Genomic DNA, 15,541 nt, shown 5'->3' with positions numbered 1-15,541 from the left:
CTTCCTCGAAAAACATCATGTTGGCGCGTCTGGCGCCGGTGGTCGCGGGATCAGTCGCCCAGCGGCACCTTTTCCTTGTTACGGGCCGGGATCAGGCTCTTGAGATCGCTGATCTTGCCCAGCAGCGAGTCGCCCTTTTTCTTACCCGTCTTGGCGGCGTCGCCGGTACTGTCCTCGGCTGCGCCCAGCGCCAAATCCGTCAGAGTGGCGAAGGCGGCGCCGATCTTGCCGCCCTTGGCGGTTTCGGCCAGCGTCTTGCCCAGCTTGGCCGCCTGCGCGCCGAGTTTCTGGTCATAGGGGATGATGACGTCGATCTTGCGTTCGATCGACTGTTCGAAATCCTTGCGGCTGATTTCGGGCGTCGGCGCCTGCACGCGGTTGGCGACGACCAGCACCTGCGCCTGGGGCGCATTGGTCTTCATCCACGACAAAAGCCGGATCGTATCGCGCGCTGCGGCCAGCGTCAGTTCCGTGGCGATGACGGCGACATTCACGTCGGACATCAGGTGCGGGTGCTGGATCAGCATGGAGCGCGGCATGTCGATGACGCTGCATTCGAAGGCGAGGCGGAATTCCTCCAGCAACTGGTAGAAAGCGCCGCCGTCGGTCATCAACGCCTGGCTGATCGGCGCTTCGGCCGACAGGATCGCCAGCGTGTCGCTGGCGCGGACCATGGCGCGTTCAATGAACAGCCCGTCGATGCGGCTGGGATTTTCGATGGCGTCGGTCAGGCCGCGGCCCGGCTCCAGGTCCATCGCCAGCGCCGCCGTGCCGAAATGCACATCCAGGTCAAGCAGCGCAGTGGGGCGCTTCTTCTTTTCGCTGAGCATCCAGGCCATCGAGGTGGCGATGGTCGATGCGCCAGCGCCGCCACGCGTGCCGATGACGGCGACGGTGACGTGCGGGCGTTCGGGCGCAGCGTCGCGCGGCGCCATGAACACGGCCTGCGCCTGCGTCAGCGCGTCGCGCAACTGGTCGGCGCCAAAGGGCTTGAGCAGATAGTCCTGAATGCCGCTGGCGACGAGGTCGCGATAGAGGCGCACGTCGTTGACCTGACCGGCGGCGATCACCACCGTGCCCGGCTCGCACACTTCGGCCAGGCTGTTGATGTCGTTCAGCGGATCGCCGCTTTCCGACATGTCGACGAACAGGATCTGCGGGCTGGCGCTGATCGACAGGCTCTGAACCGCGTTGCGCAGGCCGCCCTTGTGGACCTTTTCCGGCGCCCAGCCCATTTCGGCGGTGACGACGCGCAGCAGATCATAGCTGTGATCGTCGCAGACAAAGGCATGAAAGGGGTCGCGCGGCGCGTTGAGGCCGGGTTTCCAGGGTGCGTTCATCTTAATTGCCCTCCGCCTGGAGTTGCTTGAGGTCGCCCGCGCCGGTCGGGGCCTTTTCGCGATAGATGGTGATGGCGCGGTTCGACGTCGCCGTGCGCAGGTCGCTCTCGCTGCCCTGGCCGCGCACCAGATCTTCCGGATTGGCGACCATGGCGGCCCAGTTGCTGTTCACGCCGCAGCCGAAATTGGAGGATGTCGGCAGCGACATGTTCGTTTCCGCCTTTGATCGCCAATTGGGGCAACCAGGCACGCTGGCGTTGGCGCGGCGCACGATGATGCGAACGCTGCCTTGCGGCGCGGCGCCGGCGGCGGCGGAACTGTCTTCGCCGATCAGCAGGCCGTGGCGGGCCACGACATTCGCCACGCCTTCCTGAAGCGAGGGGCTGAAATAGCCTGCGTCGGTCACGATGGCGACCTGATCGCCATAGCCAAGGCCGATGGAAACCAGCCAGTCTTCAAGCAGCTGGGCCTCTGCGCCGGTCAGGCCGCCATCGGCGGCAGACCGCACGTCATAAGTATAGGCGGCATAGCTGACCACCGGTTGATGCACCGAACCGACGCCGCGATTCTCCTTGGGCGGTGCGGCATGCGCGGGCACGGCCAGCGCAGCGATCAGCGCCAGGGGGACGATGGTGAAAGGGGCTTTGCGCGACATCGTTATCGTCCTTCCGATCAGAAGCTGAAGCCGGGCGCGGCGGCGCCGGATTTGCCCGAACGCTTGGGTTCGTTGCGGGCGAGAGTGGCGGGCGTGGCGGCGCTGGCCTGCGGTCCGGGATTGGGAACTGGAGCGCCCGGCGCGCGGGTGGGTTGTTCGCCCCTGGCGCCGGACACGCCGTCGGCGCCCTGCTGCAGGAGGAGCCCCTGCGCCACCGTGCCGTTGCGGAAGCCATCGGTCGGCAGGTGCACGTCGGACGCGTTCATCGGCTTCACCAGGTAAGGGGTGACGACGATGACCAGTTCCGTTTCGTTGCGCTGGAAGCTGCGCGATTTGAACAGGCTGCCCAGAATGGGGATGTTGCCAAGGCCGGGCACCTTGTTGATCGAGTTGCTGGTCTTGTTGTCCAGCAGGCCCGCGATCATGAAGGCCTGACCCGACCCCAGTTCCACCGTGGTTTCGGCTGAGCGGCTGCGCAGCGCGGGGACGCTGGCGTTGACGGTGAAGTCCAGTTCGGAAACGGTCGGCCGGACCCGCAACGAGATGCGGCCGTCCGAAAGCACGGTCGGCGTGAAGGCCAGCTGCACGCCATATTGCTTGAATTCGATGCTGTTGCCCGAACTGGGGCCGTTGTTGATGGTGTAGGGATATTCGCCGCCAGCCAGGAAGCTGGCGGTTTCACCCGACAGCGACGTCAGGTTCGGTTGCGCGAGCGAGGTCGCAAGGCCGCTGTTTTCGGCCAGATCGAGCGCGCCCGCCACGTCCATGCCGAACATCTTGGCCAGGAAGCCGATGGTCGTGGAGCTGTCAGCAGGCTGGTTGAAGGTCACCGAGCGGGTGATGTCGCCCGGCGCGCCGGGAAAGGCGCCATTGTCGGTGATGGCGTTGCGCGTCGAACGGCCGATATAGCCGGTGAAGCTGCCCGAACCGGTGCCAAGGCCCGTGATGTTGGTGCCGATCTTGTGCACCAGATCGCGGCTGACTTCCGAAATCTTGACCTGCAACATCACCTGCAGCGGGGTCGCCATGCGCAGGCGGCTGACGACGGTCACGTCCTTGCCGACGAAGGCTTGCGTGAGGCGTTCGGCCTCGGCCGCGTCCTCTGGCGCCTTGATCGTGCCGGTCAACAGGACCATGCCGTTCATCTTGCTGACGGTGATGGCGGCTTCGGGCATGGCGAGCCGGAGCATCTGGTCGATGCTGGTCAGGTTGTTGCCGACCCGGACGACGCCGGAAAACAGCACCTTGCCATCCTTGGCGGTCGCATAAACCGTGGTTTCGCCCGGCTTTTTCGCGATCAGGTAAAGCTGGTTCTGCGAACGGACATGCACGTCGGCGACTTCAGGATCGCCGATCACCACGTCCGACATCCGGCCCGGCAGGTTGACGACGCGGCTGCCGCCGACCGACAGCAGGATCGCATTGTCCTGCATGGCGGGCGCGGCCTCAACCGAAGCGGTGGGCAGGGCGACCGATCCGAAGATCAGGCCGATGGCGGCGGTTGCGCCCAGCATGGGGCGCAGGGCGCCCAGGCCGGAAAATTTGGTGGTCCCCTTCATCTTACTTACCCCCGACCGGAACAACGGTCACGTTGGTGCCGCGTGCGACGCGGATCACTGGTCCCTGATAGGCGACGGACGCGGCGCCCGCCGGAGCGCCACCGGCCGGCAGAACGGCCGTGATGGGCTTGGCCGGAACCGAGCTGCGCTGGTAGCGCGACACGTCGGCGCCCGTCGAATAGGTGCTGCCACGCTCGACCGGAGCGGCCGCCAGCTTGGCGATGATCTGCTTTTCGTTCGCCGGATTGGCGCCGTCGGGCAGGTTGATGCTGCCGCCGGCAATCGCGGCATCCAGGTCCGACGCATTGTCGGCGATGGAGCGCAGCGAGAGCGAGAGGGTGCCGATGGTCTGCGCGACGGCGACCTTTTCGGCGATCTTGGGCGTCACTTCGACGGTGACGTTGGAATAGGTGCGGACTTCCGGCTTGCCATCGGCGCCCATCGCATCGGTGCGCTGGTCGGTGGCCAGCACGCGCAGGTTGCGCAGGATGGTTTCGGACACCTTCAGCGGTTCGCCGTCGCCGCCGCCCGACACCGACTGGGTGAGCACCAGGTCGACGCGGTCGCCGGGGAAGATGAAGCCCGCGACGGAGCTTTGCGCCGAAACCGGCACGGTGATGGCGCGCATGCCCGGCCCGAGAGCGGCGGCCAGGAAGCCGCGATCGCCCGGCTTGATGAGGGCGCCCTGCGTCAGCGGCTGGCCGGCGGTGATCGCGTTGCGAACGACGCTGCCCGCCAGCTTGGCGGGATCGGCCTGACCCTTGAGGTAATAGACCTGTTCGATCAGTTCCTTGGGCCAGGGCTGAAAGCGGAAGCTTTCCGCGTCAAGGATGGTGCCGACCGGCAGCGCCTTGGTCGCGACCAGCACATGGGGCAGGTCCGCCTCCGGCATGGACGCGGCGTTCACCTGCGGCGCGCTCGACGAGCTGAACATGTTGCGGGCCAGTAACGCTGTGGTCACGGCGATGACCAGCGCCCCCAACAACAGCACGATTTTCTTAGCATCCATGACGACGTTCGCCTCCCTGAAGCGGGTATCTCAATCCCCGACCCGCACTCATCACGCAAAATGGTTAAGATATGGTTCGCCAACCAACCACAGCGCCGCCAATGCTATGGCGACGCCATAGGGTATTTCGGGCTGGCCCAGACGCCGGGTCGCGCGGTGGTGGATGACCGTGGCCAGCGTCACCACGCCGCCCAGCACCGCCATCAGCACCAGCAGGCTGACCATCCCCTGCCAGGGGAACCACAGCGCCAGCGCGGCAAGCAGTTTCACATCGCCGCCGCCCATCCAGCCAAAGGCGAACAGGATCGAAAACAGCCCGAACACGCCCGCGCCCAGCAGCAGTTGCACCGCCATGTCCGGCCATGGCGCAAGGCCATAGGTCAGCCAGTAAAGCGGCGCGAGCAGCGCGATGGCGATGTTGAGCCGGTTGGAAATGATGCGGGAACGCAGATCGGTGATCGCCGCCATGATCAGCAGCGCCGCAAGAAGGGCCATCAGCCCATATCTGAAATATTCCCCCGTCATGTCGCACGGCTCTAGACCTAATGGCTTACCAAAGCGTAACCATGCGGCCATGGATTCCCGGCCCTATCCCCCGGCGCCCGAATGGGACCGTCGATCCTGGCCAGACGGCGGCCGCGTGGACCAGTTTAGCGCCGCCGACGGATGGCCGTTGCGGCGCTATCGGCTGGGGTCCGGCGCGCGAGGGCATATGCTGGTCATGGGCGGGCGTGGCGACATGATCGAGAAATTCCTGGAGGTGATCGTCCATTGGGCGGGGCTGGGCTGGGCCGTCACCAGCTTCGACTGGCGGGGGCAGGGCGGATCGGGACGACTGGCCGCCGATCCCTTGACCGGCCATATCGAGGATTTCAGCCAGTGGCTGGATGACCTTGGCGGGATAGCGCAGGCATGGGAGAGGGATGCCGGACCCGCGCCAAGGGCGATGATCGGCCACTCTATGGGCGGCCACCTGCTTTTGCGGGCGCTGGCGGAGCGGCGGGTCGCGCCCGATGCGGCGGTGCTGGTCGCGCCGATGCTGGGCGTGCACAGTGCGCCGCTGCCCGCGCGTGGGGCCTGGGCGTTGGCGCGGCTGGCCTGTGCGGTCGGGCTCGCCAAGCGGCAGGCGTGGACGCAGCGGGAAGAATCGGCCCATCAGCGGCGAATGCGGGAACAGCGCCTGACCCATGACCCTGCGCGCTATGCCGATGAACTCTGGTGGCGGGCGCATGACCCCGCCATCGCGTTGGGGCCGCCAAGCTGGCGATGGGTGGAGCAGGCCTTTGCCTCCATGGCGGCGCTCGAACGGCCCGGTGTGCTGGAAAATGTGGCGACGCCCCTGCTGCTGCTGGCGGCGCGGCGGGACAAGCTGGTGCGCACCGACGCCATTTGCGCGGCGGCGGCGCGCCTGCCTGACGCCCGGTTGCATGTTTATGGGCCGGAATCGGCGCATGAAATCTTGCGCGAATGGGATTGGGTACGGCTCGACGCTCTTGCCCGGATCGACTCTTTCCTCGATGAACGCGCGCCATGACGAGGGCGGACATCATCATCGTGGGCGGCGGCATGGCGGGCGCCAGCCTGGGCGCGGCGCTGGCGGAGCGGGCGAAGGTGGTGATCCTGGAGATGGAGGATCGCGCCGGTTATCACGCGACCGGCCGTTCCGCCGCCTTTTGGGAGGAAAGCTATGGCGGGCCGCTGGTCCAGCCGCTGACCACCGCTTCCGGGCCGTTGCTGGCCCATCCTGCGCCCGATTTTGCTGAAGCATCCTTTCTGTCGCCGCGCGGCACGCTGCATATCGGGCGGGTGGGCGACGCGGATCAGCGCGACGCCATGATCGCGACCTTTGGCGACCGGGTGGAGCTGACGCCCGTCGATCCCGCGGCCCTGGTGCCGGGGTTGCGGCCGGAATGGACCATCGGCCTGTTGGAGCGAAGCTGTCAGGATATCGACGTGGCGGCCCTGCATCATGCCTATCTGCGCCAGTTCCGGCGGCGGGGGGGCGAGGTGCGGCTGGCGACCGCGCTGCGTTCGGCGCGGCGGGTGGCGGGCGGCTGGGAGGTCGAGAGCGACGCCGGCGCGATAAGCGCCGCCATGATCGTGAACGCCGCTGGGGCCTGGGCGGATCGGGTCGCGGCGGCCTGCGGCGTTGCGCCGGTCGGCATCATGCCGTTGCGGCGGACCATGGTGCAGTTGCGGGTGCCGGGCCTGCCTTCGCCCGATCTGCCGCTGGTCATGGACATGCGCGGGCAATTTTATTTCAAGCCCGAGGGCGCGGGGCGGCTGTGGCTGACCCCCCATGACGAGGACTATTGCGAGCCGGGCGATGTCGCGGCCGAGGAAATGGCCGTGGCGGTGGCCATGGATCGGTTTGCGGGGGCGGTCGACTGGACCGTTGCGGCGCTGGAGCATCGCTGGGCGGGATTGCGCAGTTTTGCGCCTGATCGCGCGCCCGTTTATGGTTTTGAGCCGGATGAACCCGGCTTCTTCTGGTTCGCGGGGCAGGGCGGCTTTGGCATACAGACAGCGCCCGCCGCCGCCATGCTGGCCGCATCGCTGATTGATGGTCGAGCCGTGTCCGAAACGATTGCCAGCATTGATGCCACGCCCTATTCTCCGGCGCGGTTTCGATAGGGGAGTTCAGGGATGGCGCACAAATTCGTGATCGAAAAGAACAAGGCTGGCGAGTTTGTCGCCAAGTTCAAATATAATAGCGAAGTGATTTTCTGGACGGAAGGTTATTCGAGCCGCGCCAACGCGCGCAACGCCATCGAATCCATTCTGAAGAATGGCCCGACCGCCCCAGTCGAGGAAGTCGAATAGCTTTTAGATGACGGCCCTGCGCCGTCCGGCGCGGGGTGTCGACCGGTCAGTGGGGCGACTGTTTGGCCGCCGCCGCGCGCGTTGCGGCGGGGTTGAGCTGTGTTCTGGGCTTTTCCGCCGACCCCTGTTGTGCATCCAGCCTGGCGGCGGCGGCGTTCAGCGCCTCGGCTTCGGAGGCGCTGACCCCGCCCACGCCATCATTGCCGCCCGACCCGCAGGCGCTGGCCAGAGACAGGAGCAGCATGGCCGCGATGCGCGGAACGAAGGGCGAATAGCTGTTCATAGGCGTTTTTCTAAACCGTTTGCGGGCAAGAAAAAAGGCCGCTCCATGCCGGAGCGACCTCTTTCCTTCGTCCGAAAACGGCGAAATTACATCGCGTTGGCGGCGTTGTTCGCCACGTTGGCGGCGTTTTCAGCAGCGTTGCCGGCGTTTTCGGCAGCGTTCATCGCGTTTTCAGCGGCGTTTTCGACGGCGTTGACAGCGTTGTTGGTCGTGTTGTTTTCAGCACCGCCGGTGCAAGCGGCCAGGCCGAGCGAAGCGGCGAGTACGAACGAAAGAGCGATCGTCTTGGTCATGGAAACCCCTCTCTGAGAATAAACATGTGCAGACAACTCTCGGAGAAAGTTTCACCCCCATTTGCGCCTGCACGCTGATTCGTAATGCTTCGGCCCGATCAAGGCAATCCCATTCCTGCATGGAACATGAATTCCTGAGACGGATGGTTGAGAATAAGCCCGTCAGGCAGGCGTCTTGACGTATATAAAGATTTCTTTATATAAGCGGGCCATGAGCGCGATGCTGGATATTTTCCGGGCCCTGGCGGACCCGACGCGGCTGCGCATCGTCTGTCTGTTGCGCGCCATGGAGCTGGCGGTCGGGGAAATCGCGGTGGTGGTGGGGCAGAGCCAGCCGCGCGTTTCCCGCCATGTGCGCATTCTGGCCGAAGCTGGGCTGGTCGATCGGCGCAAGGAAGGAAACTGGGTTTTCCTGCGGATCGCTCGCAGCGATGCGGCGGCGGCGCTGCTCGATATGTTCGACCGCTTGCCCCCTTCGGAAAATGAGGATTTGTGGCAGCGGGCGGACCTTGCCCGGCTGGCGGCGGTGCGCAACGACCGTTCGCGCGCGGCCGAGGCCTATTTCGCGCAATATGCCGAACAATGGGACGCCATCCGGTCGCTGCATGTCGCCGAAGCCGATGTCGAAGCGCGCATGGGGGCGATTCTGGGCGGACAACCCGTAGGGCGGCTGCTCGACATCGGCACCGGCACCGGGCGCATGATCGAACTGTTCGGGCCGCAGGCCGATCAGGTGACCGCCATTGATCGCAGCCCGGACATGCTGCGGCTGGCGCGGGCCAAGCTGCCCGCGGATGCCGGCGACAAATATGCGCTGGTGATGGGCGATTTCATGGCCTTGCCGCTGGCGGAGGAGAGCGCCGACACGGTTGTCTTGCATCAGGTGCTCCATTATGCGCCGGCGCCGGAAGCGGTGATCGCGGAGGCGGCGCGGGTGTGCGGCGGCGGCGGGCGTGTGCTGATCGCCGATTTCGCGCCGCATCAGCGCGAGGAATTGCGGACGCGGGACCAGCACGCCCGGCTCGGCTTTGCCGACGACCAGATTGAACGCTGGTTCGACGCGGCCGGGCTGGACCTGGAGCGGACGGATTCGCTGCCGGGGCAGGAATTGACGGTGAAATTATGGCTGGGCCGCCGCCGCGCATCGGCGCAGGTTCCGCCGATCGAAGGACGACGAGTGACATGACCCAATCCAACGAGGCGCCATGGTTCGCCGATCTGGCCGGCGACATCCGGGTGAGCTTTGAATTTTTTCCGCCCAAGACGGAGAAGATGGAGGAGCAGCTCTGGTCCGCCATCGGCACGCTGACGCCGCTGGCGCCGCAGTTCGTCTCCGTCACCTATGGCGCGGGCGGCTCCACGCGGGAGCGGACGCACAACACGGTCGCCCGCATCGCGCGCGAAACGCCGCTGGCCGCCGCCGCGCACCTGACCTGCGTTGCCGCCAGCAAGGACGAGATTGCCGCCGTCGCCGACGCCTATTGGGAGGCGGGAGTGCGCCATATCGTCGCATTGCGCGGCGATCCGCCGCAGGCGGGCGAGCGGTTCCAGCCGCATCCCCAAGGCTATCAGGGCGCAGCCGACCTGGTCCAGGGGCTGGCGAAGCGGCACCCGTTCGAAATTTCCGTCGCCGCCTATCCCGAAATCCACCCGGAAGCGGCGAGCGCGCAGAGCGACATCGACAATTTGAAGCGCAAGCTCGACGCCGGGGCGACCCGCGCGATCACGCAATTCTTCTTCGAACCCGATTGCTTCTTCCGCTTTCGCGACACGGCGGCCGCCGCCGGGATCGATGCGGAAATCATCCCCGGCATCATGCCGGTCAGCAATTTCGCGGCGGTCCAGCGCATGTCGGCGATGTGCAACACCAGCGTTCCCAACTGGATGGGCCGCCTGTTCGACGGGCTGGACGATCATCCGGCCGCGCGGCAACTGGTGTCCGCCACGCTGGCGGCGGAATTGTGCCGCAAGCTTTATGCGGGCGGGGTCCGCGACCTGCATTTCTACACGCTCAACCGGGCGGAGCTGAGCTATGCCATTTGCCATATGCTGGGGCTGCGCCCGAAAGCACAGGCCGAGGTTGCGGCGTGACTTTTGTTTCCCGTTCGTCCTGAGTAGCCATTGAGCGAAGTCGAAATGGCGTATCGAAGGATCCTCGATACGGAGCCTTCGACAAGCTCAGTCTCCTGCTCTGGACGAACGGATTTTGTCGGATAGACGGAGTTTTGATGATGAGCGCCGAACAAGAATTTCGCGCCCTGGCGGCCGAGAAGATCCTGATCTTCGACGGCGGCTATGGCACGTCGATCCAGAAATATGGCCTGACCGAGGCGGATTATCGCGGCGACCTGCCGCTCGAAAAGGACCAGAAGGGCAATAACGACCTTCTGTGCCTGACGCGCCCGGATATCGTGGAGGCGATCCACACCGCCTATCTGGACGCCGGGGCGGACATGATCGAAACCAACACCTTCAGTTCCACGAAGATCGCCATGGCCGATTATGGCTGCGAACATCTGGTGCGGGAATTGAACGTCGCGGCCGCCCATATCGCCCGCAAGGCTTGTGATGCGGCGACGGCAAGGGATGGCCGCCGCCGTTTCGTCGCCGGGTCGATCGGGCCGACGAACAAGACGCTGTCGATCTCGCCCGACGTCAACGACCCGGCCTATCGCGAGGTCGATTACGACACGCTCAAGGCCGATTATCGCGAACAGTGCGACGCGCTGATCGAAGGCGGGGTCGATTTCCTGCTGGTCGAAACCTGCTTCGATACCCTCAACGCCAAGGCGGCGGGCATGGCCGCGCGCGAGGCGGAAGCTGCGGTGGGGCGGCCTGTGCCGCTGATGCTCAGCTTCACCATCACCGACATGTCGGGCCGCAACCTGTCGGGTCACACGATCAACGCCTTCTGGTATTCGCTCCGGCATTTGAAGCCGCTGACCATCGGGGTGAACTGCGCCTTTGGCGCGGATTTGCTGCGGCCCTATCTGTCCGACCTGTCGAAGAACGCCGACACGCTGATCCTCGCCTATCCCAATGCGGGCCTGCCCAATGAACTGGGGCAATATGACGAGTTGCCGGAAACCACGGCGCAGCTGATCCGCGACTGGGTCGATGAAGGGCTGGTCAACGCGGTCGGCGGCTGCTGCGGCACGACGCCCGCGCATATCGGCGCGGTGGCGAAGGCGCTGGCCGGGCACAAGCCGCGGCAGGTGCCGGAATTGCCGGTGGTGACGCGGCTCGCGGGCCTGGAACCTATGCATATCGCGGCGTAAGAATACACCGTCATCCCGGCGCAGGCCGGGATCTCGCGCCTCTTGGGGCGCACTTCAACACGGGGAGACCCCAGCCTTCGCTGGGGTGACGAGCTAGACAATGACCACCCAGACCACCGCCACCTTCGTCAACATCGGCGAACGCACCAACGTCACCGGATCGGCCAAGTTCAAGAAGCTGATCATGGCGGGCGACTATGCCGCCGCCATCGACATCGCGCGCGATCAGGTGGAGAATGGCGCGCAGATCGTCGACGTCAACATGGACGAGGGGCTGCTCGACGCGGTCGAGGCGATGACGACCTTCCTCAAGCTGATGACCGCCGAGCCGGACATCAGCCGCGTGCCGGTGATGATCGACAGCTCCAAATGGGAGGTGATCGAGGCGGGGCTGAAATGCGTATCCGGCAAGCCGGTGGTCAACTCCATCAGCATGAAGGAAGGCGAAGCGATCTTCCTGGAACATGCCCGCAAGTGCATGGCCTATGGCGCGGCGGTGGTCGTCATGGCGTTTGACGAGACGGGGCAGGCGGACACGAAAGACCGCAAGGTCGAAATCTGCGAGCGCGCCTACAAGCTGCTGCTGTCCATCGGCTTTCCGCCCGAGGACATCATCTTCGATCCCAATATCTTCGCCGTCGCGACGGGGATCGAGGAGCATAATAATTACGGCATGGACTTCATCGAGGCGTGCCGGGAGATCAAGGCGCGCTGCCCGCATGTCCATATTTCGGGCGGGCTTTCCAACTTCTCCTTCTCCTTCCGCGGCAATGAGCCGGTGCGCCGCGCGATGCACAGCGTGTTCCTGTATCACGCCATCCCGGCGGGCATGGACATGGCCATCGTCAACGCGGGCCAGCTCGACGTCTATGACGCCATCGACCCGGCGCTGCGCAAGGCGTGCGAGGATGTGCTGCTCAACACCGATCCGGAAGCGGGCGACCGGCTCGTCGCGCTCGCCGAAAGCTACAAGGGCAAGGACGCCGCGTCCGAGAAAGCCGCGCAGGAATGGCGCGGCTGGCCGGTGGCCAGGCGCCTGGAACATGCGCTGGTCAAGGGCATCGACATGTATGTGGTGGAGGATACGGAGGAAGCGCGCCTCGCCGCCGACAAGCCGATCGAGGTGATCGAAGGCCCGCTGATGGACGGCATGAACGTGGTCGGCGACCTGTTCGGCGCGGGCAAGATGTTCCTGCCCCAGGTGGTGAAATCCGCCCGCGTGATGAAGAAGGCGGTCGCCCATCTTCTGCCCTATATCGAAGCGGCGAAGGAGCCCGGCGCCAAGGGCAAGGGCAAGATCATCATGGCGACTGTCAAGGGCGACGTCCACGACATCGGCAAGAACATCGTCGGCGTCGTGCTCCAGTGCAACGGCTTTGAAGTCATCGACATGGGCGTCATGGTGCCCTGGCAGGACATCATCAAGGCCGCGAACGAGAATGAGGCCGACATGATCGGCCTGTCCGGCCTCATCACCCCCAGCCTTGACGAGATGGTGACCGTCGCCGCCGAAATGCAGCGCGCCAACATGACCATGCCGCTCCTCATCGGCGGGGCGACCACGTCGAAGGTCCACACCGCGCTGCGCATCGACCCGGCCTTTACCGGCCCGGTCGTCCATGTGCTGGACGCCAGCCGCGCCGTGGGGGTCGCCACCGCGCTGGTTTCGGAAACGCAGAAGGATGATTTCGTCCGCAAGACCAAGGACGATTATGAACATGTCCGCGTGGCCCGCGCCAACAAGGGGCAGAGCGCGCTGGTCAGCATAGAGGATGCGCGCGCCAATGCGTTCGAGATCGACGAGAGCCTGAAGGCGCCCCGGCCGCTGCTGCCCGGCGTGCACAGCTTCCCCGACTGGGATTTGAAGGATCTGGTCCACTATATCGACTGGACGCCCTTCTTCCGCGCATGGGAGCTGGCGGGCAATTATCCCGCAATCCTGGAGGATGCGGTGGTCGGCGAAAGCGCGAAGAGCCTGTTCGCCGACGCGCAGAAGATGCTGGACCGGATCGTCAGCGAAAAATGGCTGACGGCGCGGGGCGTCGCGGGCTTGTGGCCCTGCCGGCGGGAGGGGGACGACATCATCGTCCATGTCGAGGATGAAAAGCATGTCCGGCTGCCGATGCTGCGCCAGCAGATCAGCAAGCGGGAAGGGCGGGCCAATATGTGCCTCGCCGACTTCATCAGCCATGATGGCGACTGGATGGGCGGGTTCGCCGTGTCGATCCACGGCATCGAGCCGCATCTGGCCCGGTTCAAGGCGGCGATCGACGATTATTCGGATATTTTGCTGAAAGCGCTGGCCGACCGCCTGGCCGAAGCCTTTGCCGAGCGGCTGCACCATTATGTCCGCACCGCGCTATGGGGCTATGCGGAGGGCGAGCAGCTCACCAACGAAGCGCTCATCAAGGAACAATATCGCGGCATCCGCCCCGCGCCCGGCTATCCCGCCTGCCCGGAACACAGCCTGAAGCCGATATTGTTCGACATGCTCGACGCGCATCATGCGACCGGCATTTCGCTGACCGAAAGTTTCGCCATGCTGCCGACGGCGGCGGTCAGCGGCTTTTATTTCGGCCACCCGCAGGCCGAATATTTCGGCGTCGCGCGCGTGGGCCGCGACCAGTTGGAGGATTATGCGGCGCGGCGCGGCATCGATCTGGAGACGGCGGAGCGATATCTGCGGCCGAATCTGGATTGAGGGGCGCCTTTCCCTCAGCGGAGGAGGCCAGCGAACAGCCCGGCCGCCACCCTTCCACTGTCATGCTGAACTTGTTTCAGTATCCATCGTGCGGCCAAAGCCCCGACTTGTGGATGCTGATCGGTCGGTGCCTTCATAGCTTGCAAATCGAAGATTGCGGTCATCAGGGTAGCGGCATAGCGCTTGTCTAAGGCGAAAATCCCGCTGCGGGAACGCAATGAACGGGAAAGCTGGATCGCCGCCATCCGCGCCGAAATCCTTGCGCTGACCGCCGAAATCGCCCTGCTGGAGGCGAATATCTGACGGATCGCTGGCGCCCCCCCCGGCGCAACAAAAAAGGGCGGCGCCCGCAGACGCCACCCTCTTTTTCGCGGCCACCGGCTGACGCCGGGGCCAGGCCATGAAAAGCCTTACTTGAGTTCGACGGTCGCGCCGGCTTCTTCAAGCTGCTTCTTGACCTTCTCGGCTTCGTCCTTGCTGACGCCTTCCTTGATCGCCTTGGGAGCCGATTCCACCAGGGTCTTGGCTTCGGTGAGGCCAAGGCCGGTGATGGCGCGGACTTCCTTGATGACGTTGATCTTCTTGCCGCCGTCGCCGGTCAGGATGACGTCGAATTCGGTCTGTTCTTCAACAGCGGCGGCGGGGGCGGCAGCGGCCGGGCCAGCGACGGCGACGGCGGCGGCGGCCGAAACGCCCCACTTTTCTTCCAGAGCCTTCGACAGCTCAGCAGCTTCGAGGACGGTGAGGGCCGAGAGCTGGTCGACCAGTGCGTTGATGTCTGCCATGATGTTTTTCCCTTCGGGGGTCGTTCAATGACCCGTGATGTTGCAATGAAATTTAAGGTCGGAACCGGGCCGGTCAGGCCGCTTCCTTCTCCGCATATGCGTTGAAGACCCGCGCCAGCTGCGCAGCCGGAGCCTGGGTGACGGTTGCGAGCTTGGTCGCCGGGGCCACGATAAGGCCGACGAGCTTTGCGCGCAGTTCATCCAGCGACGGCATCGACGCCAGGGCCTTCACGCCCTCCGCGTCGAGCAGCATGGTGCCCATCGCGCCGCCAACGATCTCGATCTTGTCGTTGGTCTTCGCGAAATCGATCGCAACCTTGGCGGCGGCGACCGGATCGACCGAAGTGGCGAGGCCGACGGGGCCGGTCAGCAGGTCGCTGAGGCCGGTATAGTCGGTGCCATCCAGGGCGATCTTGGCGAGGCGGTTCTTCGTAACCTTGTAGGACGCGCCCGCTTCCCGCATCTTCTGGCGCAGGACGGTCGACTGTGCGACGGTCATGCCCAGGTTGCGCGTCACAACGACGACGCCGACCTGGCCCAGCTCTGCGTTCAGCGCGGAAACGACCTCAGCTTTCTGATTACGATCCATGCCATACTCCCATACAAGCATGGCGAGACAATCCCGCCATGCGACTGAAACCCGCGAATCGGCATTGCTGCCGCGCCACGGGGCATTGGTCCGAAGGGGAAGGCGGTCGACTGGCCCGTTCCAAAGAGGAAGGGCAGACCCGGCAATGGGCCAAAGCCCTGCCGGCAAAGAACTTTTCCCCGTCTAGGCTGGGCATTAAGAAGGGCATATACCCTTCACCAACTGT

At 65.0% G+C, this 15,541-nt stretch carries 16 protein-coding genes; 7 read left to right on the top strand and 9 right to left on the bottom strand.

What is annotated here, in order from left to right:
• Positions 1–50: 50 nt before the first annotated feature.
• From GGR44_RS04655 to GGR44_RS04635, 5 genes are read right to left on the bottom strand one after another with little or no spacing between them, the layout of a single operon-like run.
• Complete coding sequence (locus tag GGR44_RS04655; RefSeq protein WP_183954316.1) at positions 51–1,340, bottom strand: nucleotide-binding protein; 1,290 nt, start codon at positions 1,338–1,340, stop codon at positions 51–53.
• Between the two features lies 1 nt (position 1,341).
• A complete protein-coding gene (locus tag GGR44_RS04650; RefSeq protein WP_183954315.1) occupies positions 1,342–1,995 on the bottom strand; it encodes a CpaD family pilus assembly lipoprotein in 654 nt (217 codons plus the stop codon).
• Positions 1,996–2,012: 17 nt separating this feature from the next.
• Positions 2,013–3,554 (bottom strand): type II and III secretion system protein family protein, encoded by a 1,542-nt coding sequence (locus GGR44_RS04645; protein ID WP_183954314.1) that lies wholly within the window; start codon positions 3,552–3,554, stop codon positions 2,013–2,015.
• A gap of 1 nt (position 3,555) precedes the next feature.
• Positions 3,556–4,563: a Flp pilus assembly protein CpaB gene (cpaB, locus tag GGR44_RS04640; protein ID WP_183954313.1), complete on the bottom strand. Its 1,008-nt coding sequence runs from the start codon at positions 4,561–4,563 to the stop codon at positions 3,556–3,558.
• A 51-nt stretch (positions 4,564–4,614) separates the two neighbouring features.
• Positions 4,615–5,088, bottom strand: coding sequence for an A24 family peptidase (locus GGR44_RS04635; protein ID WP_183954312.1), 474 nt, complete (start codon positions 5,086–5,088; stop codon positions 4,615–4,617).
• Between the two features lie 49 nt (positions 5,089–5,137).
• Here GGR44_RS04635 and GGR44_RS04630 point away from each other — a divergent pair, with 49 nt between their 5' ends.
• The 3 genes from GGR44_RS04630 to GGR44_RS04620 are packed head-to-tail and all read left to right on the top strand — an operon-like array spanning position 5,138 to position 7,386.
• A complete protein-coding gene (locus GGR44_RS04630; RefSeq protein WP_183954311.1) occupies positions 5,138–6,097 on the top strand; it encodes an alpha/beta fold hydrolase in 960 nt (319 codons plus the stop codon).
• The gene (locus GGR44_RS04625) at positions 6,094–7,197 is read left to right on the top strand and encodes an NAD(P)/FAD-dependent oxidoreductase (RefSeq protein ID WP_183954310.1); all 1,104 of its coding nucleotides are present in this window, start codon (positions 6,094–6,096) and stop codon (positions 7,195–7,197) included. The genes GGR44_RS04630 and GGR44_RS04625 overlap by 4 nt, the downstream gene beginning before the upstream one ends.
• A 12-nt stretch (positions 7,198–7,209) precedes the next feature.
• Positions 7,210–7,386, top strand: a complete 177-nt coding sequence (locus tag GGR44_RS04620; RefSeq protein WP_183954309.1) for a YegP family protein — start codon at positions 7,210–7,212, stop codon at positions 7,384–7,386.
• Between the two features lie 46 nt (positions 7,387–7,432).
• Here GGR44_RS04620 and GGR44_RS04615 read toward each other — a convergent pair whose 3' ends face one another.
• A complete protein-coding gene (locus GGR44_RS04615) occupies positions 7,433–7,669 on the bottom strand; it encodes a hypothetical protein (RefSeq protein WP_246344317.1) in 237 nt (78 codons plus the stop codon).
• Between the two features lie 86 nt (positions 7,670–7,755).
• Entirely contained in the window at positions 7,756–7,962 is a 207-nt protein-coding gene (locus GGR44_RS04610) for a circumsporozoite protein (protein ID WP_183954308.1), read from the bottom strand.
• A gap of 211 nt (positions 7,963–8,173) precedes the next feature.
• Between GGR44_RS04610 and GGR44_RS04605 the strand changes: the two genes are divergently transcribed.
• From GGR44_RS04605 to metH, 4 genes are all read left to right on the top strand, one after another.
• On the top strand, positions 8,174–9,148 hold the full coding sequence (locus tag GGR44_RS04605; protein ID WP_183954307.1) for an ArsR/SmtB family transcription factor: 975 nt from the start codon (positions 8,174–8,176) through the stop codon (positions 9,146–9,148).
• Positions 9,145–10,053, top strand: a complete 909-nt coding sequence (gene metF, locus GGR44_RS04600) for a methylenetetrahydrofolate reductase (RefSeq protein WP_183954306.1) — start codon at positions 9,145–9,147, stop codon at positions 10,051–10,053. The genes GGR44_RS04605 and metF overlap by 4 nt, the downstream gene beginning before the upstream one ends.
• Before the next feature lie 140 nt (positions 10,054–10,193).
• On the top strand, positions 10,194–11,240 hold the full coding sequence (locus GGR44_RS04595) for a homocysteine S-methyltransferase family protein (protein ID WP_183954824.1): 1,047 nt from the start codon (positions 10,194–10,196) through the stop codon (positions 11,238–11,240).
• 100 nt (positions 11,241–11,340) lie between these two features.
• Positions 11,341–13,941, top strand: coding sequence for a methionine synthase (metH, locus tag GGR44_RS04590; protein ID WP_183954305.1), 2,601 nt, complete (start codon positions 11,341–11,343; stop codon positions 13,939–13,941).
• Positions 13,942–14,351: 410 nt separating this feature from the next.
• Here metH and rplL read toward each other — a convergent pair whose 3' ends face one another.
• Both rplL and rplJ read right to left on the bottom strand, forming a co-directional pair.
• The gene (rplL, locus tag GGR44_RS04585; RefSeq protein WP_183954304.1) at positions 14,352–14,726 is read right to left on the bottom strand and encodes a 50S ribosomal protein L7/L12; all 375 of its coding nucleotides are present in this window, start codon (positions 14,724–14,726) and stop codon (positions 14,352–14,354) included.
• 73 nt (positions 14,727–14,799) lie between these two features.
• Positions 14,800–15,315: a 50S ribosomal protein L10 gene (gene rplJ, locus GGR44_RS04580; protein ID WP_183954303.1), complete on the bottom strand. Its 516-nt coding sequence runs from the start codon at positions 15,313–15,315 to the stop codon at positions 14,800–14,802.
• Positions 15,316–15,541: the final 226 nt, after the last annotated feature.

Source organism: Sphingobium fontiphilum, assembly GCF_014196635.1.
Taxonomy (GTDB): Bacteria; Pseudomonadota; Alphaproteobacteria; order Sphingomonadales; family Sphingomonadaceae; genus Sphingobium; species Sphingobium fontiphilum.
Note: the sequence above shows the minus strand (reverse complement) of the source record. Positions and strands in the feature narration are given on the sequence as shown.